Here is a 22590-nt window from a genome sequence, read left to right on the forward strand (position 1 = left end):
GGGACACCCCAACCTATGAATACAAAGAAAGTGATGACACTTCGATTCTTGTTCATTGCCCTATCCACCATCCTTCTATGGAGTTGTTCCAGTACTCCAAAAATTCGATATGCCGATGGTTTATCAGGCCATTTGGAGTACGATGTAATCCTAATGGGAGGTCAATCCAATATGGTTGGACAAGGAAAACTAACCGATTTGGAACCGATGTCCTTTTCCAACGTTACCTTCTTTGATTTTGGTCTGAACCCAAGCCTGACCCCTCCCAAAGGTAATTTTGGACCAGAAGTTGGGCTGTCCATGGAGTTAAGCAAAAATTATCCAAACAAAAGGTTCCTGTTGATCAAATACGCCATCGGAGGAGCTTCCCTGCTGGACTGGTCACCCAATTACGATCAACAGAAAGCTAAAATCACAGGACATCCCGAATTTGGGAACATGTACAAAAGATTGATCATGCTAACCGATAGTTTAACCAAAGGACACCAAGTAAAAATAAGGGCCCTACTTTGGATGCAAGGGGAACGGGATGCGCGAATCCCCGAAGCCGGGGTGGATTACTACAACAACTTTGAACTCTTGATCAACTCCATCAGAAAAGACCTTAAAAGTCCTGATTTACCCGTTATATTCGGAAAAGTCAACCCACCACCGGATAGATACCCCGCCCTGGATACGGTTGTCGGTGCACAGATGCGTATCAGTCAGGAACTGCCCAACACCTACCTTATTGATACCGATGATTTGGAAAAATGGGAAGATGACCTTCACTACTCTTCAAATGGACAGATTGACCTAGGGGTAAAGTTTGGGGAAATGCTTACCGAACATATAAAGTAGAAACGTATGCCGATAACGATTAAAATACGTGTCATTGTTCACCATAAATTCATAACTTCAAAACGTAAATCCAATCTTCCCCCTCCTACCACAAGACAATCTTTTGTGGGTTGCTAATATTAAAACCTCTCAATAATGAAAAGGACCTTAATCACCGTTATCACAGCATTCTTTTTTCAAGTTGCCCTGCCCCAAAACCCAAGTGCGGAATTTGATTCGCTCATGACCCAAGTTTTTAAGGCCGATGGACCCGGTGCCGTGGCTCTGGTCGTTAAAGACGGTAAGGTTTTGTACAGGAAGGCATTTGGAATGGCCAACTTGGAACTTGGCATAAAAATGAAACCTGGGAATGTTTTTAGAATAGGCTCCATTACCAAACAGTTTACGGCATCCGCCATCTTGAAACTGCGGGACGAAGGAAAACTGAGCTTGGATGACGATATCACAAAATATATTGCGGACTACCCTACCCACGGACATCAAATCACCATAAAACACCTACTCACCCACACCTCGGGCATCAAAAGCTACACCGGAATGGAAACTTGGGATGCCGAAGTCCGGAAAAAAGATTTCACCCCCTTGGAATTGATTGATTTCTTCAAGGACCAACCCATGGATTTTGATCCAGGAGAAGAATGGCGGTACAACAATTCGGCCTATTTTATCCTCGGCCACATTATCGAGGTGGTGTCTGGCGCAACGTATGAAACTTATATTGACAGCACCTTTTTTAAACCGTTGAAAATGTCCAATTCCTACTACGGTTCCCCTTCCAGAATCATCAAAGATAGGGCGTATGGGTACGACAAAAGGGATGGTGAGGTTATCAATGCCGATTTTCTGAGCATGACACAGCCCTACGCGGCCGGCTCCTTACTTTCCACGGTTGATGATCTTTATAAATGGTATAGCTCGGTCATGGAGGATAAGGTCATCTCCAAAGCTTCAAGGATAGAAGCCCAGTCCACCTACCAATTGAACAATGGTGAAAAAACAGGATATGGTTATGGATGGGGAATTGGAAATGTCCAAGGAAGCCCAATGATATCCCACGGAGGGGGGATCAACGGATATTTGACCAGTTCCATATTCCTGCCGGAAGAAAAGTTGTTCGTTGCGGTGTTTTCCAATTGCAACTGTAACTCTCCCGGGGACATCGCCACAAAAATGGCGGCAATGGCCATTGGAAAGCCCTTTTCTTGGACCCCAGTGGTCCTATCAGAAGATCTAATGAAGACTTATGAGGCCGTGTATGGACCGGATAAGAAAAACCAGCGTGTCATCACCTTTGAGGATGGACAGCTTTTTTCCATGAGGACCGGCGGAGGCAAATTCAAGATAGCTCCTTTTGAAAAAGACAAGTTCTTTTTTGAAGGCGGCGGTGTCACTACGCTTCATTTTATCCGGGATTCCAATAATGAGATTGTTTCTGTCACTGCAAAGGGCACAGGGTATGACATGGATTTAAAACGAACCGATGCGCCCATCCCGACCCTGACCAAAATAGAGCTCGATGCTTCCGTTACCGATACATACCTTGGCAAGTACGAACTGGCCCCAAATTTCATCATCTCGATCTTTAAGGAAGAGGATAAGATATTTGCCCAAGCCACTGGACAGGGAAAAAATGAAATCATTCCATTTGAAGAGAACAAGTTCAGTTTGGTGAATGCGGACATCAAGCTAACGTTCAACAAAGATGAAAATGGGGAGGTGAACAGTTTGACCCTCCACCAAGGAGGCAACCACGAAGCCAAAAAAATAGAATGACCAAAATACAGATATATCACTATTGCAAAAGTGTATCTTACAGGCCAACTGCTATACATAAAAACCAACCGTATCCAATGTCAAAACCGGACATCAAACTTGAACCGTTTCAAACAAAAACCAGAATGCCATTGATTCCCAAAATGATACCTCTTAGAAGATTAATGTTGATGGTTCCACTGTTTTATTTCTTTACCGCTTGTCAGCCTAAACCCACCAAAAAAGAAATCTTGGAAGATAGGGTCCGTTCACAAATTGATTTCATTGATGGGAACGTGGCAGTGGCGTTCCTAAACCTTTCAGACCCCAGCGATACCCTATACATCAATAAAGATGAAGAGTTCCATGCTGCAAGCACCATGAAGGTTCCCGTAATGATCGAGCTTTTCAAACAAAAAGAAGAGGGTAAAATCAACCTAAACGATTCCATTCTTCTTATAAATGAGTTCAAAAGTATTGTAGACGGCAGTCCCTACAGTATGGATATTGGTGATGACAGTGACGATGTCATATATAACAAAATCAATACCCAGGTAACCCTCAAGGATCTAATGTACAGCATGATAACCGTTAGCAGCAATCTTGCCACCAATGTTCTGATAGAGCTGGTGGATGCCAAAAAGGTAACCGCTACCATGAGAGACCTAGGTGCTGAGAACATTCAGGTGCTGCGCGGTGTGGAAGATCAGAAGGCCTATGATTTGGGATTGAGCAATTCCACCACGGCAAAAGACCTGTTGATCATTATGGAAGCGATTGCCACCAACAAAGCAGGAACAAAGGAAGACTGCGACAACATGGTCGACATATTAAAAGACCAACGGTTCAACGACATCATTCCGCATAATTTGCCCAAAGATGTTGAAGTGGCCCACAAGACAGGATGGATTACCGGGGTGCACCACGATGCAGGCATTGTGTATTTACCCAATGGGCGAAGCTATGTGTTGGTGTTGCTCAGTAAAAACATCCAGGATTCGGACAAAGGCCCCCAACAATTGGCAGACATTTCAAAAACTTTTTATGACTATATGGCCCATTAGGCCCAGACAGTAAGTCATCGTATCTTTGCAGTATGGAAGAAGGCAAGAAAGTAATCCTCTTTGACGGCGTCTGCAATCTATGCAACAGTTCGGTCCAGTTTGTGATCAAACGGGATAGAAAGGATATGTTCCGTTATACGGCGCTGCAAAGTGAAGTGGGTCAACAAATGATCAAAGAGCGGGGCATTGATACATCCCAAGTGGATTCCATTCTCCTTATTGAACCCGGTGTGGCCTACTATACCAAATCGGATGCCGCACTGAAAATTGGCCAAAGCTTTGGTGGGGGGTACGCCCTTTTGGCCATATTTACATGGATTCCCAAATCCATTAGGGATGCCATTTACGATTTTGTGGCCCGCAATCGCTACAAGTGGTTCGGAAAACAAGAATCCTGTATGATCCCTACCCCTGAGCTCAAGGCCAAGTTTTTGGGGTGACATTTCTCGATACGGTTTTCTTGGAAAACCATTCAAAAAAACCCGTCATTTTAGGTTATTCAGGATAAAATCCAAAGTTTTGTTGGTATTCAGTTTTTGGTCATAGGAATAGCTCTTGTGCGCAATGGGCTGTGACAGTCCCAAGCTCTTCAGGTATTGGATGGTTTCCTCATAATCCAATGAAACTTTACCTGTAAGCAACACATCCATACTTTCTTCCTTTTGATAACGCTTGTAAATTTTACGAAGGCCACTAAGATATAATCGGTCCTTGGTAAAGCCTCCTCCCCTATGCGCCCGGAGGGTAATGCTAAAGGCATCGTCCCGATTGAGCTTGTATTGCCCATGAATCAAGTCAAAAGTGTCGGCAAAAGAATACCCTTTGATCAAACTGTCTGCAGCCAACACCCTATACGCCAGTTCTTTTAATCGTTTTAAGGTCAACGCCCCGCCCATATACTCACTAAAGACCGCCAAACCTTCTTGGGTCTCCACATTTTTGGGCAGACCGTTGGAGAAAATTTTTAAAGGTTGTTGCAAACCATTGTAGGTAGTGACCAAATGCACTCCAATCTCATGGTTGGCCAAAGTCAAAAGCTGATTCTTACTGAACTTGGTGTTCTTTTTGATTAAAAGTGATTGGGAACTGTTGCTCACCATAGCCTCCGCAGCAATATTGGTGGAGAACTTAATATTCAAGGGAAAATCGTACTGCTTTACAAAATCTTCAAAATAGGCCCGGGCCTCTTCAGCGGAAAACACTTTTTCCATGTCCGAAGTCATGGGTTCATCCCCAAAATGAAGAATGAAACGTGCGTTTTGTACATCCTTTTCAGTCGGGGTCCCGTAAACCCGTAGCGAATTGTAGTAAAAGTTCTTGCCCCTTCCAATGGTCTCTATACACTGCACCATGTTGGAGTAGTAGTAAATGACCTCTTGGTACAATTTACGGATTCTTTCATCCGAAATTCGCTCCAACCGTTGTGAGAAGAACAACCGATGCAATTTATAGGGGTCGAACTTGAGCTTGGGGTACTTAAACTCAGGATCAATGGTATATTTTGATGCGAAGAAGCGATGCTTCTCCTTTTCAATGTTCAAGGGGTTGATGTAACTCAACAACTCTATACGGCGTACCAAACGGTCCAGATTGGCATCAATCTCAAACAGGTCGCCATACTCCCTAGCCAATTGCTGTGTTTCCTTTTCTCCTATCATACCTCCGTTTTTTCAAAAGTAGTTACCATCTCCGGAATCAAAATCTTTAATTGCCGCTCCACGGCATGTACCACTTCGGGAAAAATAATGCCGGTATGCTCATCACAATAGATCTTCGAGATTTCAGTCGCCAAAACTAAGGTATTATCGAATTCGCGAGTGATAAATTTTAGAAAATGGCCGTTTCCCTGAAAGGTATCGTTGATTTTTGAAGTGGACGGTATCCCATGGGGCAACTGTATGGTCTGCAATCGTTCCCTCCATCGTTCCGCCAATCCTCCAAATCGTTCATTATCAATATTGGAAGTGCCCAAATTCCAAACCGGCACTTCCCGCTCCCAACGCTTCCAGTTATAGCTGTGCATATCAAACACCAAAACTTTAGAGAATCTGGACTCCAGTTTATGGATCAAGGCTTTCGCTACTTTGTAGAAATTACGGTGCTTTTGAAGGCTATGCTCCCGTTCGACTTCCGACAAAGGGGTTTTCCACAATTGTTTGCCCCAAGCATCGGTATAGATGGCTGTTTCTTCCGGGCGGTTCAGATCATACTCGAACCTGCTATCACATCCGGATATTACAATGGGATGGGATTGCACCATTTGTTTGGTACAGGGGTCTTCCTCGTACCATCGCTCATATTGGGTATGGATACAATTGTCCCAAAGTGTTTTTCTAAAGTGGTGTCCATCATGTACGGCCCCACAGACATAAGGCACATAGTCATCAATCTTTAAGGTAAAGGAGTAATCATCGGAGACCGCTTCAAAGCATTCTTCGCTGTTGATGCGAAGAATCATATCATCAATGCTGCACCTAAGCATTTTCCACTTCGTTACGTAATCGAGACCTGCGGTCAAAAGCGGTCAGCTTGTCCATAACCTTACTTTCGATAAAATCTATCACCTTGGTCTGCACCTTGGTTTTATAGGCTTTATTGATATAGGTAATACCCCCTGGAGACATGACATTCACCTCCACCAACTTGCCTCCAATGACATCGATACCGACAAAGTAGAGTCCATCGTTCACCAATTTTGGGCCAATCTGTTTGCACAATGCTTTTTCCTGTTTGGTCAAGCTATGTTTTGCCACGGAGCCACCAGCAGATACATTGGAACGATGGTCATCGGAACCGGGAATCCTTCGCATGGCCCCAATGGGCTCCCCATTGAGCAATAAAATACGGATATCCCCCTGGTCCGCACCTTCAATGTATTCTTGAAGTATGACATAGTTAGAGCTTCCATCCGAGTTGGTTACGTAAAAATCCAACAATGAGTTAATGTTGGACATGGCCGATTTCTCAATAAGGATTACCCCAGAACCTCCATAGCCGTTCAAGGGCTTTAAAATCATCTTGTCCGCAGTCGAGGCTTTGATCTGTTGAATCAGGTATCGCTTGTTTTTGGATACATGGGTCGCCGGAATGATATTGCTATGACTATCCCCAAAAGCGGCCGTGTATAATTTATTATTGGCTTCACGCAGTCCTTGTAGCGAATTGACAATGAACACATCGTCCTTTACCGAATCCAAAAAATTGAGCATCAAGGGATCCAAGGGCGGGTTGGCCCTCATGAAAATCACATCAAATCCTGCCAAGGGAAGCATTTCTTCCCGGGTACTGGCCTGTTTGTAAAAAGTCTTTTGACTACTGGAAATCTTTTCCTGCCTATTGATCACCGTACAGAAAGCACTGGTAACGCTGTTTCTAATGGTTAGATTGGCCGGTGTGCACAGGGCTACACCATGTTTTCGCTTTACACATTCATGGATCAAGGCCAGACTGGTGTCCGTTTCAGGGTTAATCTGGTCCCACGGATACATTAAAAAACAGATGTTCATGACAGTATGTTTTTTGGTTATTTCACTTCATCGTAATGGTCGTCCCACTCTTCTACATGCGGCTTCCCTAATTTACCAACAGATTTGGCCACCACCATGGAAACCGTAGCGTCCCCAGTCACGTTGACTACGGTACGACACATATCCAAAGGCCTATCCACAGCGAATATCAAAGCGAGGCCTATAGCCAATTTATCTGCGGGAAAACCAATGGATTCCAACACAATCACCAACATTACCATTCCCGCACCGGGTACGGCAGCAGAACCAATGGATGCCAATAAAGCCGTAAGTACTATGGTCAATTGATCGGCAAAAGTGAGGTCAAATCCAAGGGCTTGGGAGATAAAGACTGCGGCCACCCCTTGATACAGACTGGTCCCATCCATGTTGATGGTGGCACCAACAGGCAACACAAAGCTCGACACCTCTTTGTCTACTCCTATATGCTCCTCAACCCTTTCCATGGTCACCGGCAGCGTTGCAGCACTGGAACTGGTCGAGAAAGCCAACAACTGGGCGGGACTCATTTCCTTCAGGAACCAAAATGGGTTCTTCTTGGTAAAGACCGAAACCACGATAGCATAAAAAGTAATCATAAGTGCCAGACCCAATACCACTACTCCAGCATATTTCAACAAGGCCAATAACAGATCTGGGTCGCTTGAAGAGACCACTACCGCAGCCAAAAGTGAAAAAACGGCGTAGGGCGCGGTAAGCATGATCAAATCCACCATTTTCAGGACCACATCATTGAGCGAATCAAAGAAATCCTTTAGAGGTTTTGCCTTTTTCTCGCCAATCAACAACATGGAAATCCCCAAGAAAATGGTAAAAAAGATAACCTGCAGCATCAGACTATTGTCACTCATGGCCGACAGGGCATTGTCCGGAACCATGTCCACCAAAAATTGCAACGGTCCGCTGTCCTTTTGCCGGGAAGCTTCTTCCAACTTGGAGGTAACCCCGGCGTCATTGGCATAGGTCTCAGTAAGTTTTACAACGGTTTCCTGGGATATTCCTTTTCCAGGTCGAACCACATTGACCAATACCAACCCAATGGTGATAGCGACCACAGTGGTGACAATATAAATACCGATAGTGCGCAAACCTATGTTCTTGAACTTGGAAATATCCTTAAGATCTGAAATCCCCTTGACCAAGGAAGCAATGATGAGTGGAATGGCAATCAGCTTCAAGAGCTTTACAAAAATGGTTCCCAAAGGTTGGATCCAATCCGATACAAAATCCTTTCCCCAATCCACTTGGGTCATCCCAAATCCAAACAATATCCCCAAAAGCATTCCAATCAGGATTTGCCAGTGCAGTTCAAGTTTACGCATATTTACTTTTTAGGAAAGTAATATACTATTTTTGATGGGAAACGACCTAAAGCAGGTCAGATTTTGTTGGAACGCGCCAATAGCGTATAGTCTGCAAGCACCAAGGCCGCCATGGCCTCCACAATGGGAACAGCCCTAGGCACCACACAGGGGTCGTGCCTACCTTTACCCTGAGTAGTGACTTTCTCCCCTTCTTTATTGATGGTATCATATGCCTGCAACACCGTGGCCACGGGTTTAAAAGCCACATTGAAGTAAATGTCCATTCCATTGCTGATACCGCCTTGGATACCGCCGCTGCGGTTGGTTTTTGTGGTGCCGTCCGTATTATAAGCGTCGTTGTGCTGACTGCCTTTCATGGCAACCCCATCGAAACCACTACCATATTCAAAACCTTTTACAGCATTGATGGACAACATGGCTTCCCCCAATTTGGCATGGAGTTTATCAAAAACAGGTTCTCCAAGACCGATGGGTACATTTTGGATGACACAGGTAACCACTCCGCCTATGGTATCGCCTTCTTTTTTAATGGATTTGATGTATTCCTCCATCTGGCTGGCCATTTCCATATCCGCGCAACGGACAGGATTGGACTCTATTACGGAAAAATCGAGCTGATCATAACTCTTCTCCAACTTGAGCTCCCCAACTTGGGAAACATAAGCCGTTATTTTGATGTCTTTCAACAATTGCTTGGCAATGGCCCCCGCCACTACCCTGCTTGCTGTTTCCCGAGCCGAACTCCTACCTCCCCCGCGATAGTCGCGAAAGCCGTATTTCTGGTCGTAGACATAATCGGCATGGGACGGGCGGTATGAATCCTTGATATGGGAATAATCCTTGGATTTTTGATTGGTGTTCCGAATAGCAAAACCAATGGGCGTTCCCGTGGTCTTTCCTTCAAAAACACCCGAAAAAATCTCAACGGTATCTGACTCTTTACGTTGGGTAACTATGGCCGACTGTCCTGGTTTTCTCCGGTCCAATTCTTCCTGGATTTTTTCAAGGTCCAATTCAATTCCCGCAGGACAACCATCAATGACCCCGCCCAAGGCAACACCATGCGATTCCCCAAAAGTGGTCAGTCTAAAAAGTTGTCCAAAAGAATTTCCAGCCATCCGGTATAAAATTTAAGAACTCCAAAGGTAAATGTTAAAAATCATATTCAAAAACAACCTGACCACTTAATGTTATTGTAACATATTGCCTTAGGGATTGATGATTATTTAACGATATGCTCATGAAATATTGATTTGAATTTGATTTTAAGTTTATTCCTACATCATTAATTTGTAAGTAAACCTATACGATTGAAAAAAAGGAAGATAGAACTCGCCGTCATATCCGATGTACATTTGGGCACCTATGGTTGTCATGCCCATGAACTCATCGCTTACCTCAACAGCATACAGCCCAAAAAACTCATTTTAAACGGGGATATCATTGATATCTGGCAGTTTAAAAAACGGTATTTCCCAGCTGCCCATCTAAAGGTGCTCAGAAAAATAATTGGAATGGCCTCAAAAGGTACTGAAGTTTACTATATCACTGGAAATCACGATGAAATGCTCCGTAAGTTCAGCGACACTTCAATGGGGAATTTCAAGATATCCAATAAATTGGTACTGAACTTGGATGGCAAAAAAGCCTGGATTTTCCATGGTGATGTTTTTGATGTCTCCATACAAAATGCCAAATGGTTGGCCAAGCTAGGCGGATACGGATACGACTTACTTATTCTCATTAACAGTTTTATCAATTGGGGCTTGGTGAGAATGGGCCGTGAAAAATATTCCCTTTCCAAAAAGATAAAAAACAGCGTAAAACAAGCCGTAAAGTATATCAATGACTTTGAGCGTACCGCAGCCGACCTCGCCATTGAAAATGACTACGATTATGTCATCTGCGGACACATCCATCAACCCAAAAAGGAACGCTACGAAAACAAAAAAGGAAGCTGTGTCTATCTAAATTCCGGGGATTGGGTGGAAAACCTTACCGCCTTGGAATATTCCTTTAAACGCTGGAAGGTCTACCATTACAACCATGACCGACTATCGCCTTTCTTTGCTGATGAAGACCTCAAGGAAATGGACATGAACGAACTCATTGCCTCCATAACCGATAAGGAAGTGGAGATTGAAAACGTTTCCGAAGAATACGAAGGTGAAAAACTGGAAAGCGAAAAATCCTTAAACGACCAACGCCTTTCTCAGGATTGATACTGGATGCTGAGCATCCCGTTCCGTTCCGTCCTTGATTTGATGCCTGCAACTGGTTCCATTGGCAGAAATCAATGTATCTCCATCACTTTTCCGTACTGCCGGGAACAACTTCAAACTCCCTACTTTCATACTGGTGTCATAATGCTCTTTCTCGTAGCCAAACGACCCAGCCATTCCACAACACCCTGATGCAATGATGGAAACCTTGTAGTTTTTGGGCAGATTAAGCACATCAAACGTAACCTTCTGATTACTCAATGCCTTTTGATGGCAATGACTGTGGATTTTCACTGTTCGTTCTTCTTGGGTAAAGCTGTCCGAGGTAATGTGCCCCGAAGCAATTTCCGAAGCCAAGAATTCCTCTATCAAAAATGACTTGGATGCCAACTTTTCCAAGAGGGGTTTATCTTCGTGAAGTCTTTGGTACTCATCCCGGAACGAGAGAATCGCCGAAGGCTCCAACCCCACAATAGGGGTATCCTGGTCTAAAATATCCCTTAGTTCCTCCATGTTTTTTGCTACCAGTTTTTTAGCTTGCTTCAAAAAACCCTTGGACAAATACGTTCTACCGCTTTCCGCGTAGAAAAGTTCCACATCATACCCCAATTTGCACAACAATTCTATAGCGTCCTTCCCAACTTCAACATCCAGATACTTGGTAAACTCGTCCAAATACAACACCACCTTCTTCTTGGAAAGGTCCGTGTTTTTCAAGTTGAATTGCTTCAGGTGTTTCTCAAAATTGAATCGATACACTTTGGGCAGACTACGTTCTTGGGCCACTCCGGAAGTCTTCTTCAAAAATCCTCCGATAAGCTTGGAATCGTACATAGCATTGGTCAGTCCAGAAAGTTGACTTCCCAAGGCATTCAGTTTGGTGTTGTAGGCAAACAACTTGCTACGCAAGGGATATCCGTTGCTTTCTTGATACTGATACAAAAATTCAGCCTTTAATGTGGCCACGTCCACATTGCTGGGACATTCGCTGGCACAGGCCTTACAGCTCAAGCAAAGGTCAAAAACTTCTTTGAGCTCTTTTTGATCAAACCGATTGGTTTTCTCCGTATTCGTCAAAAACTCACGCAACGCATTGGCCCTCCCCCTTGTGGTATCTTTTTCATTTTTGGTAGCGTGGAAACTGGGGCACATCCCTCCGGACATATGATGGCTCTTACGACAATCCCCACTTCCATTACACTTTTCGGCAGCTTTTAAAATACCTTCACTATCCGAAAAGTCCATCAACGTATTCACTTCCGGTTCTTTTCGGTCCACTTCATATCGCAAGGATTCATCCATGGGGTAGGCGTCCACAATTTTGCCTGGGTTGAAAATACTATTGGGGTCGAACAATGATTTTACCCGTTTGAGCAATTCATAATTCTGTTCCCCGATCATCATAGGGATAAACTCGGCGCGGACTATACCATCTCCATGCTCCCCGCTGAAACTTCCTTTATATTTTTTGGTAAGTTTGGCCACATCGGTGGTGATGGAACGGAACAGCACCACATCCTCTGACTTTTTCAGATTGAGAATGGGCCTTAAATGCAGCTCCCCGGCTCCGGCATGGGCATAATACACCGCGTCTTGGTTGTACCCCTTCATGATTTGGGAAAATTCGCCAATGAAATCTTTCAAATCTTCCAAGGCCACGGCCGTATCCTCAATACATGCCACCGCTTTACGGTCTCCCACCATATTCCCTAAAAGCCCCAAACCCGCTTTGCGGAGCTCAATGGCCTTGTTGATGTCATCCCCCATTAAAACCGGACTGGCATAGCTCAACCCTGATTTTTCTATGGTAGCCAATAAATCCTTCAGTTGTTTTTGAAGCTCTTCCTCGGTATGGGCCCTTACCTCCAACATGAGAATACCCGCAGGGTCTCCATCCACAAAAAACCGATTGGCCAGCTGCGCCCTGTTATTCTTGGTGCAATCCAAAATAACCTTATCCATCATCTCACAGGTGTGCAGATTGTGCTGCATTACAGGAGCCACATCACTCAAACAGTCTTCCAAAGTACTATAGTGCGTCGCTACCATGGCGGACATTGGTGGAGGCAGGTCATCCACTTGCAAAGTAATCTCCGTGGTGAAAGCCAAAGTACCTTCACTCCCGGATAATAGCTTACATAAGTTAAAGTCTTCCTTGAATTCCCCGAACAGGTTGTTTTTCAACAATTCGTCCACCGCATACCCCGTATTTCTACGGTGAATACTGGCTTTGGGAAATTCCGCCTCAATATTGTTCCGGTTCTGTTCATTGGAAAGCTCCTTCTCCAGATGAGCATAAATGGTCCCTTCCAAAGAATCTTCCTGCTTTTTCTTGTCAAATGTTTCTTTTGAGATTTCAGCAAAGGAAGCTTCACTACCATCGGACAAAATACAGTCCAAGGCAATCACTTTGTCCCGGGTCACCCCATATTGAATGGAAGTTGTTCCGGAAGAGTTGTTCCCGACCATTCCCCCGATCATACACCGGTTGGAAGTGGACGTGTTGGGGCCAAAAAACAAACCAAATGGTTTTAAAAATTGGTTGAGTTCATCCCGAACCACACCGGGTTGTACACGCACCTGTTTTTTCTCCTTGTCCAGATGGAGAATCTGTGTAAAATTCCGTGACACATCCACAACGATGCCTTCGCCCACACATTGTCCTGCCAGTGAAGTCCCTGCAGTTCTAGGAATCAAACCTACATTATGGGTGTTGGCAAAATGAATCAAAGCCTTGATATCATCTATACTTTTTGGGTAAGCCACAGCTGTGGGCAATTTTCGGTACACCGAAGCATCCGTGGCATACAGGGCCCTGCTAAGGTCGTCCATCAACAATTCTCCATCCAATTTATCCGACAGAGATTTTAACAAAGATTTATCCAATCTGGAACAATTTTTGGTGACTGAAAGAGTTTCAAACGTGTCATATAGACATTGCAAAATTATTTTAATTTTAATTAAAAAGAGAACCTCATGAAAATTACCTCATTATTTGCTATGCTTTTTTTATTTGCTGCAACCGCGGTGAGTGCGCAAGACATTGCCAATCACGCCCTTGGACTCCGTTTAGGGGACAGCGATGGCTTTGGAGCGGAAATTTCATATCAGAAATCCATAGCCCAGTACAATAGGGCCGAATTCAACTTAGGTTGGAGGGACAGCCGTTATTTTGACGCGTTCAAACTCAGTGGAGTATACCAATGGGTACACCAGCTGGACGGCAACTTTAACTGGTATTATGGTGTTGGGGGCGGACTTGGAAGCGTGGACTTTGACCCAGAACCCAACTTTGACAACGACAACGATGGTGTCTTTGTATTTGCCGCCGGGGACATTGGGGTGGAATACAATTTTGACATTCCCCTACTCCTTTCCCTAGATTTCAGACCCGAGGTGGGCCTAGTGGGTTATGATGGATTCAGTGATAACTTTGACTTTGACATTGCATTAGGTATACGATACCAATTCTAAAAAGAGAAATCCACATAGTATCACCCTTGGCGCTTTACAAGTGCCAAGGGTTTTTTTATGCCATAAGGAATGAATACCTTAGCAGCTTAAACAACAAAACATGAGAAACGCATTAGCAATCTTCCTAGCAGTTTTATTTTTGGCCTCGTGCCAATCGAAACCTGAAGGATATACCCTAAATGTTACCGTTACCGGTGAACCAGAAAATGGCACCACCGTCTTTCTGAGAACCACCGACTCCCTTAACCAATTGATTGATTTGGACACCACTACAATCGAAAATGGGGCTTTCAGCTTTACAGGAACACAAGCCGAACCTAGACTATCCTATATTTTTCTGGAATCGGGAAGAGGAAACGTTCCCTTGATTTTAGAGAACGGGGATATCAAAATCAGGTTTCCAAAAGACAGTATGACCTATGCCAAATTAGAAGGTACGCGCCAAAACGATCTTTTCATGAATTTCTTGGAAGAATCAAGGGTATTGTCAGAAAAGGCCATGTCCATGCAAAATGATATGCGCATGGCAGCCCAACAGAGAGATACGGCAACGGTAACTGCATTGCGTGAAGAGTTCATAGAATTCCAAGAAGAGGCCAAAAGTTTCAACGTGGAGTTTGCAAAAAACAATCCGGATGCTTTGATATCTGCATTGATCATTGGAAACCTGATGGCAGGCAAAGCATTGCCCCAAGAAGAAATAAAAGCCATGTTCGAAGGACTTTCCCCAGAAGTAAAAGCTTCTGAACCCGGAAAGCGGATTAAAGAACAATTGGACAAAATGAAATCTACTGAGGTTGGCGTGAAAGCACCCAACTTCTCCGCTCCCACTCCAGATGGGGATGTATTGGCCTTGAGTGATATCACTACCAAAGGAAAACTCACCTTGGTTGATTTTTGGGCCGCATGGTGCAGACCCTGTCGTGCCGAAAACCCGAACATTGTTTCTGTATACCATAAGTACAAGGACAAAGGTTTTAATGTAATCGGGGTTTCTTTGGACACCCGTGCAGAAGACTGGAAACAAGCCATTGAGTCCGATGGGTTGGCCTGGAACCACATCTCAAACCTAAAGCGATTTCAGGACCCTATAGCACAACTGTACAACATCAATGCCATTCCCGCTGCATTCCTTTTGGATGAAAACGGGGTAATCATAGCCAAGGATCTTCGCGGACCTGCTCTAGAGCAAAAAGTAGCTGAAGTGCTCAACTAAAGAAAACATCCCTTACAGATATAAAAACGGCCTTGTTGAACAAGGCCGTTTTTATTGGATCATATTTTTCCCATTTTCTCCAAAATGAAGAGAATCACGATAGGCACAGCCAATAAAACCACGATAAAGGTGTCGGTCACAAAAAGTTCGGGCATAAAGAGCAAGGTGACCAAATAGCCTCCTATGGCCCCGCCAAAGTGTGCAGTATGCCCTATGTTCCCCAATCTACTTTTCATACCGTATATGGAGTACAAGAGATACCCGATTCCCAAAACATAGGCTGGAAGTGGAATGGGAATGAACATAATGCCCAACTGCATGTCCGGGTTCAGCAAAATTGCGGAATACAGGATTCCAGTGACCGCGCCACTGGCCCCCACGGCACTATAATAAGGTTCGTCCTTATGAAAAAACAAGGCCAACAAACTCCCTGCTATCAAACTGATAAAATAAATGATCAAGAATTTCCCTGGACCAAACCACCCGATCACCACATTGGCAAAAAAGTATAGGGTGAACATGTTAAAGAACAAATGGGAAAAGTCAACATGTAAAAAGCCAGAGGTCACTATTCTGTCGCGCTGTCCGGCACGAATTCCACTGATATTGAACTTATATCGGTCAAAAAAGCCCGTGTCGTTGAATCCCTTGAGGGAAACCATCACGTTGGCAGCCATGATGGCAATGGTAGCGATATGTAAATTGAACATGGTTATTAAGGTTTGGGTTCAAATATAGCTATATTTGCACACACGAATCGCCTATGCAATTGACCATATTCATCCTTGCCTATCCCTTGCTCTGGTTGGTCTCCAGACTCCCCTTTAAACTGATTTACTTGCTTTCAGATGGAGTATACATACTACTGTACCATGTTATTGGATATCGTAAGAAAGTGGTTCGCAATAACTTGGCCTTGGTATTTCCCGAAAAATCCGAGAAGGAACGCCTTGGGATAGAAAAAAAATTCTATCGCCACATGTGCGATATGTTCTTGGAAATGATAAAGACCTTGGGCATTAGTAAAGAAGAAATCCAAAAGCGGTTTACAGTAACCAATTTTGAACTGCTTCATAGCCTTGAAGAAAAAGGGACCAACACCATGCTTATGCTTCCCCATTACGCCAGTTGGGAATGGGTTTTGTCGTTAAACCTTCAAATACGGTCCAAAGGCTATGGCATCTATCAAAAAATAGAGAATAAATATTTTGATAGACTGATCCGTCAGATCAGGGGGAAATTCAACACTACTTTAATATCAACAAGGGAGTCCAGAAAAATCCTAAAAGCCGCCAAAGAGAGCAATGAATTGTTGATGGTAGGTATAATCAGTGATCAATCCCCCATGGTCAGCAGGGCAAAGTATTGGACGGATTTCATGGGAATTGTGGTTCCCGCCCATGTTGGAGGTGAGGAAATCTGCAAAGCCAATGACATTGTTCCAGTATACCTTAAGGTTAAAAAGAAGAAAAGAGGATATTACGAAGGCACTTTCAAAATACTTTCCGAAAACCCTTCTGAAGTAGAGAACTACAAGATAACAGATGCTTTTTTGAAAGAGACTGAAAAATCCATACGCGAAGCTCCCGAGTATTATTTCTGGACCCATAAACGCTGGAAACACAGAAATAAGGTTCCCTTAGAGTTTCAGAATCAGTAGGTAAGGTTTAAAATAGTGAACCACTTGACGTAGGTGGGATGCAATTTGTTGTTGGTCGAAATTTTATAGAATTTTTTTCCTAGTTTTCTACTTTCTAAACCAACTAAACAAACTTCATGGAATTATTGCAAACACTTTATAACGAGATCATAGGCTTTTTGGGCATCTCACAGGCTTGGGAAATTCTGAGTTCAGGCGATTATTCGTCCTTCACGACCTATGATGGTATTGTTTCCCTGATCTATCCCATTATCCCGCTTCTGCTTATTCTTGAACTTATTTTGGGATTGATCTATAAAAAACCCCAAGCCAAGGTCTACAAGGTAAATTTTCTGATTTACATCTTCAATAGGTTTGTAGGGCGATTTATTGCCATTGCCATGGTTGCCTTTTGCATTGGCTTGTTCCAGCAATACGCACCATTTCAGACCACAATGACCTGGTACTGGTTCATCTATGGGTATATCGTTTGGGAATTGGGCCATTTTGTCTATCACTATCTGGGCCATAAAGTGCGATTGTTCTGGTGTCTGCACTCCACGCACCATGCTCCGGAAGATATGAACCTCTCCGTGACCCATGCCCATTTTTTCTTGGAGGCCCCGTATGCGGACACCATCCGGACCACCATCTGCATTCTATTGGGCGTACAGCCAGAATTGCTGTTCCTGATCATGTTCATTGATGGCACCTATGGCGCTTTCATCCATGTTGGAGAGAATCTATTGAAAAATGGTCGATTGGGCTTTTTGAACAAAATCATCCTAACTCCTTCACACCATAGGGTACATCACGCCAAGAACCCACTTTATATGGATACCAATTTTTGCAACCTGCTCAATATATGGGACAAGGTGTTCAAGACCTATCAAGAGGAACAGCACCATATCCAGATTGAGTATGGCATCACCCGTGAAATGGACTCCGGCAATTTTCTGGATGTGTATTTTGGTGAAATAGTGGCCTTGGCCAAGGATGTTTGGAATGCTCCGGGCATCCTCAATAAGTTTCGATATCTGATTATGCCCCCGGGATGGAGCCACACAGGCGACCACAAAACCGCCAAAGTGGTTCGAGGCGCCTATTTGGAATCGGTACATCGCTAAATCATTTGGAGGTCTGCTCCTTTATTGGAGAGTATCCAAAATCTTATACTTTTCTTAAAAGAGAACCGCAAGTTGGTTCTCTTTTTTTATATTCAACCTCATTCAATCAACAAAAAATGAAACAGTTAACTGCTATTGTGCTCTTCTGCACTTTTGTGCTGTCTTATGGACAACGACCTCCCAAAGACATTCCACAGGAAACCTTGGAAACCATTAAAACTGACGTCTGGATTCCTTTTATGGAAGCCTATGACCAATCCGATTCCCAAAAATTAAAGTCGATCCACACCCAAGATATTTTTAGGGTGACCCAAGATTTCAACCAAGTTGAGACCGGGGAAAAGTATCTGGAAAGCTTTGGGAGTTTTGTGGAATCCGTAAAATCCAGAGGTCACCAAGTAAGAATTGCCTTTGCAATCCGCTCCACGGCCCTCAACGACACCGGCGATATGGCCTACCAAACCGGATATTATCGTTTCAGTTCCAAAAGAGAGGATGATGAAGATCTTGCGGTAAGGGGATACGGCGAATTCAATGTGGGATTGCGCAAGGAAAACGGCACATGGAAAATATGGCTGGATGCGGACAAGCGCATCCAGCTTTCGCCAGAGGATTTTAATGCACAGGAGATTCTGTACGAGTTGGAAAAATCCTAGCTCAATCCTGCCACTTCCTTGATTTCATCAATGATCCTATCGGCAAGTCCATCAGCTTCCGCTTGGGATTTGGCCTCCGTATAGATTCGGATAATGGGCTCTGTATTGGATTTTCGCAAGTGCACCCAATTTTCAGGAAAATCAATCTTTACCCCATCAATGGTGGATACTTCTTCGTCTTTGTACTTGTTGTGCATGGCATCCAGAAGGGCATCCACATCCAACTCGTGAGTAAGTTCTATCTTCTTTTTGCTCATGAAATAGCTAGGGTAACTGGCCCTTAGTTCGGCCACTGTGCCTCCTCTTTCGGACATCAACATTAAAAAGAGCGCGGTGCCCACCAAGGCATCCCGACCGTAATGACTTTCAGGATAGATGATTCCACCATTGCCTTCACCGCCAATAATGGCGTTATTGGCCTTCATTTTGGTCACCACATTTACCTCTCCTACCGCTGCTGCCTCATAGGTGCCGCCATGCTTTTCGGTAACATCCCGCAAAGCTCTTGACGAGGATAGATTGGACACTGTATTTCCCTTGGTCTTTCCCAAAACATAGTCTGCACAGGCCACCAAGGTATATTCCTCCCCAAACATTTCCCCATCATTGCTGATAAACGCCAGACGGTCCACGTCAGGGTCCACCACAATACCAAAATCGGCTTTTTCTTCCACTACTTTTTTACAGATGTCCCCCAAATGTTCCTTTAAAGGCTCTGGATTATGTGGGAAATGCCCCGTAGGATCACAATACAATTTCACCACTTCAACCCCCAGTTCTTCCAACAATTTTGGGATGGCAATACCTCCTGTGGAATTCACACCATCGACCACTACCTTAAATTTTTTCTCGCGGATCACATCGGCATCCACCAAGGAAAGCTCCAATACTTCATCAATATGGATGTCGATATAGGAATCGTTTTTGGTTATGGTCCCCAAATCATCCACTTCAACAAAGTTGAAATCCTCTTTGTCGGCCAGGGTCAATATTTTGGCACCTTGTTCCGCATCCAAAAATTCTCCTCGCTCGTTCAACAACTTTAGAGCATTCCACTGTTTGGGATTATGACTGGCGGTCAAAATAATACCCCCATCCGCTTTTTCAATAGGAACAGCAATTTCCACCGTAGGGGTTGTGGAAAGTCCCAAATCAATCACATCAATGCCCAATCCCACCAAAGTGGAGACTACCAAATTTTGGATCATCTCACCGGACAGTCGGGCATCCCTACCAATCACCACGGTCAATTTCTCTTTTTGGGAATACGCCTTCAACCAGGTACCATAGGCCGCCGCAAATTTTACGGCATCTACCGGGGTCAGGTTTTCATTGGTTCGTCCTCCTATAGTTCCTCGTATTCCAGAAATTGATTTGATCAGTGTCATAGTGTTAAAAAAGTTTTTGCAAATATATAGGGCCTGTCCGTATTCCATGTTTGGAATTTGTAAATTTCGATGGAAAAGAAATTTGCCTCGATGAACTTCCTCGCCCACATCTATCTGTCCTTTGATGACAAGGAAATTACCTTGGGGAATTTCTTTGCGGACCATATCCGAGGCAATAAGTACAAACACTTCCCGGAGCGAATCCAAAAAGGCATCTTGTTGCACCGGGAAATCGACACCTACACGGACTCCCACCCCATTCCCAAACAAAGCAGCAAGCGGTTGCACAAGAATTACAGCCATTATAGCCGTGTCATTGTGGATATTTTTTACGACCACTTTTTGGCCAAAAACTGGAGCGATTATTCAGAAGTTCCCCTTGAAGATTACGTGGAAAACTTTTATGACCTATTGGAGGACAACTACGACCTGCTTCCTTTGGGCACCAAACGGATGATGCCCTATATGATCACGGACAATTGGCTGCTCAATTATGCCAACATTGCCGGTATTGGGCGGGTCCTGAATGGAATGAACCGAAGGACGCAAAATCGGTCGAAAATGAATTTTGCCATTTTGGACCTTGAAGAACATTATACTGACTTTGAAGCGGAGTTCACCGCTTTTTTTGAAGAATTGATTACCTTTTCCAAGCAAAAATTCATTTCCCTATGCGAAGAATAATACTCCTAGCCCCCCTCCTTTTCCTGTTCTTGAACTGTAAGCAGCAACCTGCGGTCCCTACGGGACTGATCACGGAAAAGGCCATGGTGGTCTCGGCCCGTGAAGAAGCCTCAAAGATTGGAACGGACATCATGAAAAAAGGCGGGAATGCCTTTGACGCCATGGTGGCCACAGAGTTGGCTTTGGCCGTTGCCTATCCCTTTGCGGGAAATTTGGGTGGCGGTGGTTTTATGGTCTATCGAAAAAACAATGGCGATATCGGTGGAATCGACTATCGCGAAAAAGCCCCGCTTGCTGCCCACAAGGATATGTATTTGGATTCCCTTGGGAATGTGATTCCGAATATGAGCATCGTTGGAGCCACTGCAGTTGGTATCCCCGGGACCGTGGCCGGGGTCATGGAAGTACATAAAAAATTCGGTTCCCTGCCCCTGTCCGAAATCATGGTACCTGTAATCGCTTTGGCCCAAAAGGGTGTGGTGGTCACCAAAAAGCAAGCTAGTAGATTGGAAGGCTACAAAGAACGGTTTATAGAAGTTAATGGGGATAGCACCAAGTTTGCCGCCAATTTCAAGGAAGGGGATACCATAAAATATCCTGAACTTGCCAATACCCTTAAAAAGATTCGAGATAATGGAAAAGATGGCTTCTACAAAGGTGAAGTGGCCCAAAAACTGGCTGCCTTTGTACAGGAAAAGGGAGGATTTATGACTGAAGAGGATTTGGCCCGATATGAAGCCAAGTGGCGTGACCCGATTGTCTTTAACTACAAGGATCTTCGTATTATTTCCATGAGTCCGCCCAGTAGCGGTGGAGTGACCATCAATCAAATCTTTAAGATGATGGAACCCCATGACGTTTCCAAATTCGGACACAATTCCGTGAAGACCATCCAGCTCTTCACCGAAGCGGCACGGCGCGCCTATGCCGATCGGAATTATTTCTTGGGTGATCCCGATTTTGTGGATATTCCCTTGGAAATATTGCTCAGTGATGCCTATTTACAGGAACGTATGGCCAATTTTTCATTTGACCAAGCTACCCCTTCTTCGGAAGTGAGTCATGGGGAGGTTGAAATTGTTGAAAGCTCAGAAACCACCCACTATTCCATTGTGGACAGTGAGGGTAATGCCATTTCGGCCACTACTACCCTTAATGGCGGCTATGGCTCCAAACTCTATGCGGCAGAATTGGGTTTCTTTTTGAACAATGAAATGGACGATTTCAGCGCCAAACCTGGAATTCCCAATATGTTTGGATTGATTGGTGCCGAAGCCAACAGCATTGCTCCTGAGAAACGGATGTTGAGCAGTATGACCCCTACCCTTGTGGAAAAGAACGGAAAGCTTTATATGGTTGTTGGTACGCCAGGTGGTTCTACCATTATTACCGCAGTGGCCCAAACCATTCTCAACGTGTATGAGTTCAATCTGAGCATGCAAGAGGCCGTAAATGCCCCTCGGTTCCATCACCAGTGGCTGCCCGACATGATTATCTTTGAACCTGAAGGGTTTCCCGAAAACCTTACCGATGAACTGAAATCAAAAGGATACATCATCAATGAAGAAAGAACCCCCATCATTGGAAAAGTAGACGCTATCCGTGTGCTTCCTGATGGCCGTTTGGAAGGCGGAGCCGATAAAAGAGGGGACGATACTGCTGTTGGATTTTAAAGT

General features: G+C 44.3%; 20 protein-coding genes. 12 read left to right on the forward strand and 8 right to left on the reverse strand.

What is annotated here, in order from left to right; all coding sequences use genetic code 11:
• The first annotated feature begins 15 nt into the window (after positions 1-15).
• From ACPD8L_RS04165 to ACPD8L_RS04180, 4 genes are all read left to right on the forward strand, one after another.
• Positions 16-840 (forward strand): sialate O-acetylesterase, encoded by an 825-nt coding sequence (locus ACPD8L_RS04165; RefSeq protein ID WP_421809484.1) that lies wholly within the window; start codon positions 16-18, stop codon positions 838-840.
• A 135-nt stretch (positions 841-975) separates the two neighbouring features.
• The gene (locus ACPD8L_RS04170) at positions 976-2613 is read left to right on the forward strand and encodes a serine hydrolase (RefSeq protein ID WP_423942124.1); all 1638 of its coding nucleotides are present in this window, start codon (positions 976-978) and stop codon (positions 2611-2613) included.
• Positions 2614-2783: 170 nt separating this feature from the next.
• Complete coding sequence (locus ACPD8L_RS04175; protein WP_423942126.1) at positions 2784-3656, forward strand: serine hydrolase; 873 nt, start codon at positions 2784-2786, stop codon at positions 3654-3656.
• Between the two features lie 32 nt (positions 3657-3688).
• Positions 3689-4096, forward strand: a complete 408-nt coding sequence (locus ACPD8L_RS04180; RefSeq protein WP_423942129.1) for a thiol-disulfide oxidoreductase DCC family protein — start codon at positions 3689-3691, stop codon at positions 4094-4096.
• Between the two features lie 45 nt (positions 4097-4141).
• On the opposite strand, the gene ACPD8L_RS04185 is transcribed toward ACPD8L_RS04180, so the two are convergent.
• The 5 genes from ACPD8L_RS04185 to aroC are packed head-to-tail and all read right to left on the reverse strand — an operon-like array spanning position 4142 to position 9626.
• The gene (locus ACPD8L_RS04185) at positions 4142-5314 is read right to left on the reverse strand and encodes a peptidase MATCAP family protein (protein WP_423942132.1); all 1173 of its coding nucleotides are present in this window, start codon (positions 5312-5314) and stop codon (positions 4142-4144) included.
• Positions 5311-6138: an N-formylglutamate amidohydrolase gene (locus ACPD8L_RS04190; protein ID WP_423942134.1), complete on the reverse strand. Its 828-nt coding sequence runs from the start codon at positions 6136-6138 to the stop codon at positions 5311-5313. The genes ACPD8L_RS04185 and ACPD8L_RS04190 overlap by 4 nt, the downstream gene beginning before the upstream one ends.
• On the reverse strand, positions 6131-7162 hold the full coding sequence (gene gshB, locus ACPD8L_RS04195) for a glutathione synthase (RefSeq protein ID WP_116217760.1): 1032 nt from the start codon (positions 7160-7162) through the stop codon (positions 6131-6133). The genes ACPD8L_RS04190 and gshB overlap by 8 nt, the downstream gene beginning before the upstream one ends.
• Before the next feature lie 17 nt (positions 7163-7179).
• On the reverse strand, positions 7180-8505 hold the full coding sequence (locus tag ACPD8L_RS04200; RefSeq protein WP_116217761.1) for a dicarboxylate/amino acid:cation symporter: 1326 nt from the start codon (positions 8503-8505) through the stop codon (positions 7180-7182).
• A 56-nt stretch (positions 8506-8561) separates the two neighbouring features.
• Positions 8562-9626: a chorismate synthase gene (gene aroC, locus ACPD8L_RS04205; protein WP_423942138.1), complete on the reverse strand. Its 1065-nt coding sequence runs from the start codon at positions 9624-9626 to the stop codon at positions 8562-8564.
• A gap of 192 nt (positions 9627-9818) precedes the next feature.
• On the opposite strand from aroC, the gene ACPD8L_RS04210 reads away from it, so the two are divergent.
• Positions 9819-10730: a UDP-2,3-diacylglucosamine diphosphatase gene (locus ACPD8L_RS04210; RefSeq protein WP_116217763.1), complete on the forward strand. Its 912-nt coding sequence runs from the start codon at positions 9819-9821 to the stop codon at positions 10728-10730.
• Here ACPD8L_RS04210 and ACPD8L_RS04215 read toward each other — a convergent pair.
• Positions 10701-13616: an FAD-binding and (Fe-S)-binding domain-containing protein gene (locus ACPD8L_RS04215; RefSeq protein WP_423942141.1), complete on the reverse strand. Its 2916-nt coding sequence runs from the start codon at positions 13614-13616 to the stop codon at positions 10701-10703. The two genes, ACPD8L_RS04210 and ACPD8L_RS04215, sit on opposite strands and share 30 nt — an antisense overlap.
• 90 nt (positions 13617-13706) lie before the next feature.
• Between ACPD8L_RS04215 and ACPD8L_RS04220 the strand changes: the two genes are divergently transcribed.
• On the forward strand, positions 13707-14204 hold the full coding sequence (locus ACPD8L_RS04220; RefSeq protein WP_116217764.1) for a hypothetical protein: 498 nt from the start codon (positions 13707-13709) through the stop codon (positions 14202-14204).
• Positions 14205-14304: 100 nt separating this feature from the next.
• On the forward strand, positions 14305-15420 hold the full coding sequence (locus tag ACPD8L_RS04225) for a redoxin domain-containing protein (protein WP_423942143.1): 1116 nt from the start codon (positions 14305-14307) through the stop codon (positions 15418-15420).
• Positions 15421-15479: 59 nt separating this feature from the next.
• Here ACPD8L_RS04225 and ACPD8L_RS04230 read toward each other — a convergent pair whose 3' ends face one another.
• The gene (locus ACPD8L_RS04230) at positions 15480-16130 is read right to left on the reverse strand and encodes a rhomboid family intramembrane serine protease (protein WP_116217766.1); all 651 of its coding nucleotides are present in this window, start codon (positions 16128-16130) and stop codon (positions 15480-15482) included.
• A gap of 53 nt (positions 16131-16183) precedes the next feature.
• Here ACPD8L_RS04230 and ACPD8L_RS04235 point away from each other — a divergent pair, with 53 nt between their 5' ends.
• From ACPD8L_RS04235 to ACPD8L_RS04245, 3 genes are all read left to right on the forward strand, one after another.
• The gene (locus tag ACPD8L_RS04235; protein ID WP_293300794.1) at positions 16184-17080 is read left to right on the forward strand and encodes a lysophospholipid acyltransferase family protein; all 897 of its coding nucleotides are present in this window, start codon (positions 16184-16186) and stop codon (positions 17078-17080) included.
• 116 nt (positions 17081-17196) lie between these two features.
• Entirely contained in the window at positions 17197-18186 is a 990-nt protein-coding gene (locus ACPD8L_RS04240; RefSeq protein WP_116217768.1) for a sterol desaturase family protein, read from the forward strand.
• A gap of 116 nt (positions 18187-18302) precedes the next feature.
• On the forward strand, positions 18303-18842 hold the full coding sequence (locus tag ACPD8L_RS04245) for a YybH family protein (protein WP_181898190.1): 540 nt from the start codon (positions 18303-18305) through the stop codon (positions 18840-18842).
• Here ACPD8L_RS04245 and glmM read toward each other — a convergent pair.
• Positions 18839-20230 carry a phosphoglucosamine mutase gene (gene glmM / locus ACPD8L_RS04250; RefSeq protein WP_423942147.1) on the reverse strand — a complete coding sequence of 464 codons (1392 nt, stop codon included), beginning with the start codon at positions 20228-20230 and terminating at the stop codon, positions 18839-18841. The genes ACPD8L_RS04245 and glmM overlap by 4 nt on opposite strands.
• 90 nt (positions 20231-20320) lie before the next feature.
• On the opposite strand from glmM, the gene ACPD8L_RS04255 reads away from it, so the two are divergent.
• A complete protein-coding gene (locus tag ACPD8L_RS04255) occupies positions 20321-20914 on the forward strand; it encodes an acyl carrier protein phosphodiesterase (protein ID WP_423942972.1) in 594 nt (197 codons plus the stop codon).
• Positions 20902-22587 (forward strand): gamma-glutamyltransferase, encoded by a 1686-nt coding sequence (gene ggt, locus ACPD8L_RS04260; protein ID WP_423942150.1) that lies wholly within the window; start codon positions 20902-20904, stop codon positions 22585-22587. The genes ACPD8L_RS04255 and ggt overlap by 13 nt, the downstream gene beginning before the upstream one ends.
• Positions 22588-22590: the final 3 nt, after the last annotated feature.

It is taken from the genome of Flagellimonas algicida (assembly GCF_049629585.1).
Taxonomy (GTDB): domain Bacteria; phylum Bacteroidota; class Bacteroidia; order Flavobacteriales; family Flavobacteriaceae; genus Flagellimonas.

Excerpts from the sequence above, each read along its gene's own strand:
- ACPD8L_RS04175 (WP_423942126.1), top strand. The coding sequence starts at position 2,784 with ATGGTTCCACTGTTTTATTTCTTTACCGCTTGTCAGCCTAAACCCACC.
- ACPD8L_RS04230 (WP_116217766.1), bottom strand. The coding sequence starts at position 16,130 with ATGTTCAATTTACATATCGCTACCATTGCCATCATGGCTGCCAACGTG.
- ACPD8L_RS04190 (WP_423942134.1), bottom strand. The coding sequence starts at position 6,138 with ATGCTTAGGTGCAGCATTGATGATATGATTCTTCGCATCAACAGCGAA.
- ACPD8L_RS04180 (WP_423942129.1), top strand. The coding sequence starts at position 3,689 with ATGGAAGAAGGCAAGAAAGTAATCCTCTTTGACGGCGTCTGCAATCTA.
- gshB (WP_116217760.1), bottom strand. The coding sequence starts at position 7,162 with ATGAACATCTGTTTTTTAATGTATCCGTGGGACCAGATTAACCCTGAA.
- aroC (WP_423942138.1), bottom strand. The coding sequence starts at position 9,626 with ATGGCTGGAAATTCTTTTGGACAACTTTTTAGACTGACCACTTTTGGG.
- ggt (WP_423942150.1), top strand. The coding sequence starts at position 20,902 with ATGCGAAGAATAATACTCCTAGCCCCCCTCCTTTTCCTGTTCTTGAAC.
- glmM (WP_423942147.1), bottom strand. The coding sequence starts at position 20,230 with ATGACACTGATCAAATCAATTTCTGGAATACGAGGAACTATAGGAGGA.
- ACPD8L_RS04185 (WP_423942132.1), bottom strand. The coding sequence starts at position 5,314 with ATGATAGGAGAAAAGGAAACACAGCAATTGGCTAGGGAGTATGGCGAC.
- ACPD8L_RS04235 (WP_293300794.1), top strand. The coding sequence starts at position 16,184 with ATGCAATTGACCATATTCATCCTTGCCTATCCCTTGCTCTGGTTGGTC.
- ACPD8L_RS04255 (WP_423942972.1), top strand. The coding sequence starts at position 20,321 with ATGAACTTCCTCGCCCACATCTATCTGTCCTTTGATGACAAGGAAATT.
- ACPD8L_RS04225 (WP_423942143.1), top strand. The coding sequence starts at position 14,305 with ATGAGAAACGCATTAGCAATCTTCCTAGCAGTTTTATTTTTGGCCTCG.
- ACPD8L_RS04170 (WP_423942124.1), top strand. The coding sequence starts at position 976 with ATGAAAAGGACCTTAATCACCGTTATCACAGCATTCTTTTTTCAAGTT.
- ACPD8L_RS04165 (WP_421809484.1), top strand. The coding sequence starts at position 16 with ATGAATACAAAGAAAGTGATGACACTTCGATTCTTGTTCATTGCCCTA.
- ACPD8L_RS04240 (WP_116217768.1), top strand. The coding sequence starts at position 17,197 with ATGGAATTATTGCAAACACTTTATAACGAGATCATAGGCTTTTTGGGC.
- ACPD8L_RS04245 (WP_181898190.1), top strand. The coding sequence starts at position 18,303 with ATGAAACAGTTAACTGCTATTGTGCTCTTCTGCACTTTTGTGCTGTCT.
- ACPD8L_RS04220 (WP_116217764.1), top strand. The coding sequence starts at position 13,707 with ATGAAAATTACCTCATTATTTGCTATGCTTTTTTTATTTGCTGCAACC.
- ACPD8L_RS04200 (WP_116217761.1), bottom strand. The coding sequence starts at position 8,505 with ATGCGTAAACTTGAACTGCACTGGCAAATCCTGATTGGAATGCTTTTG.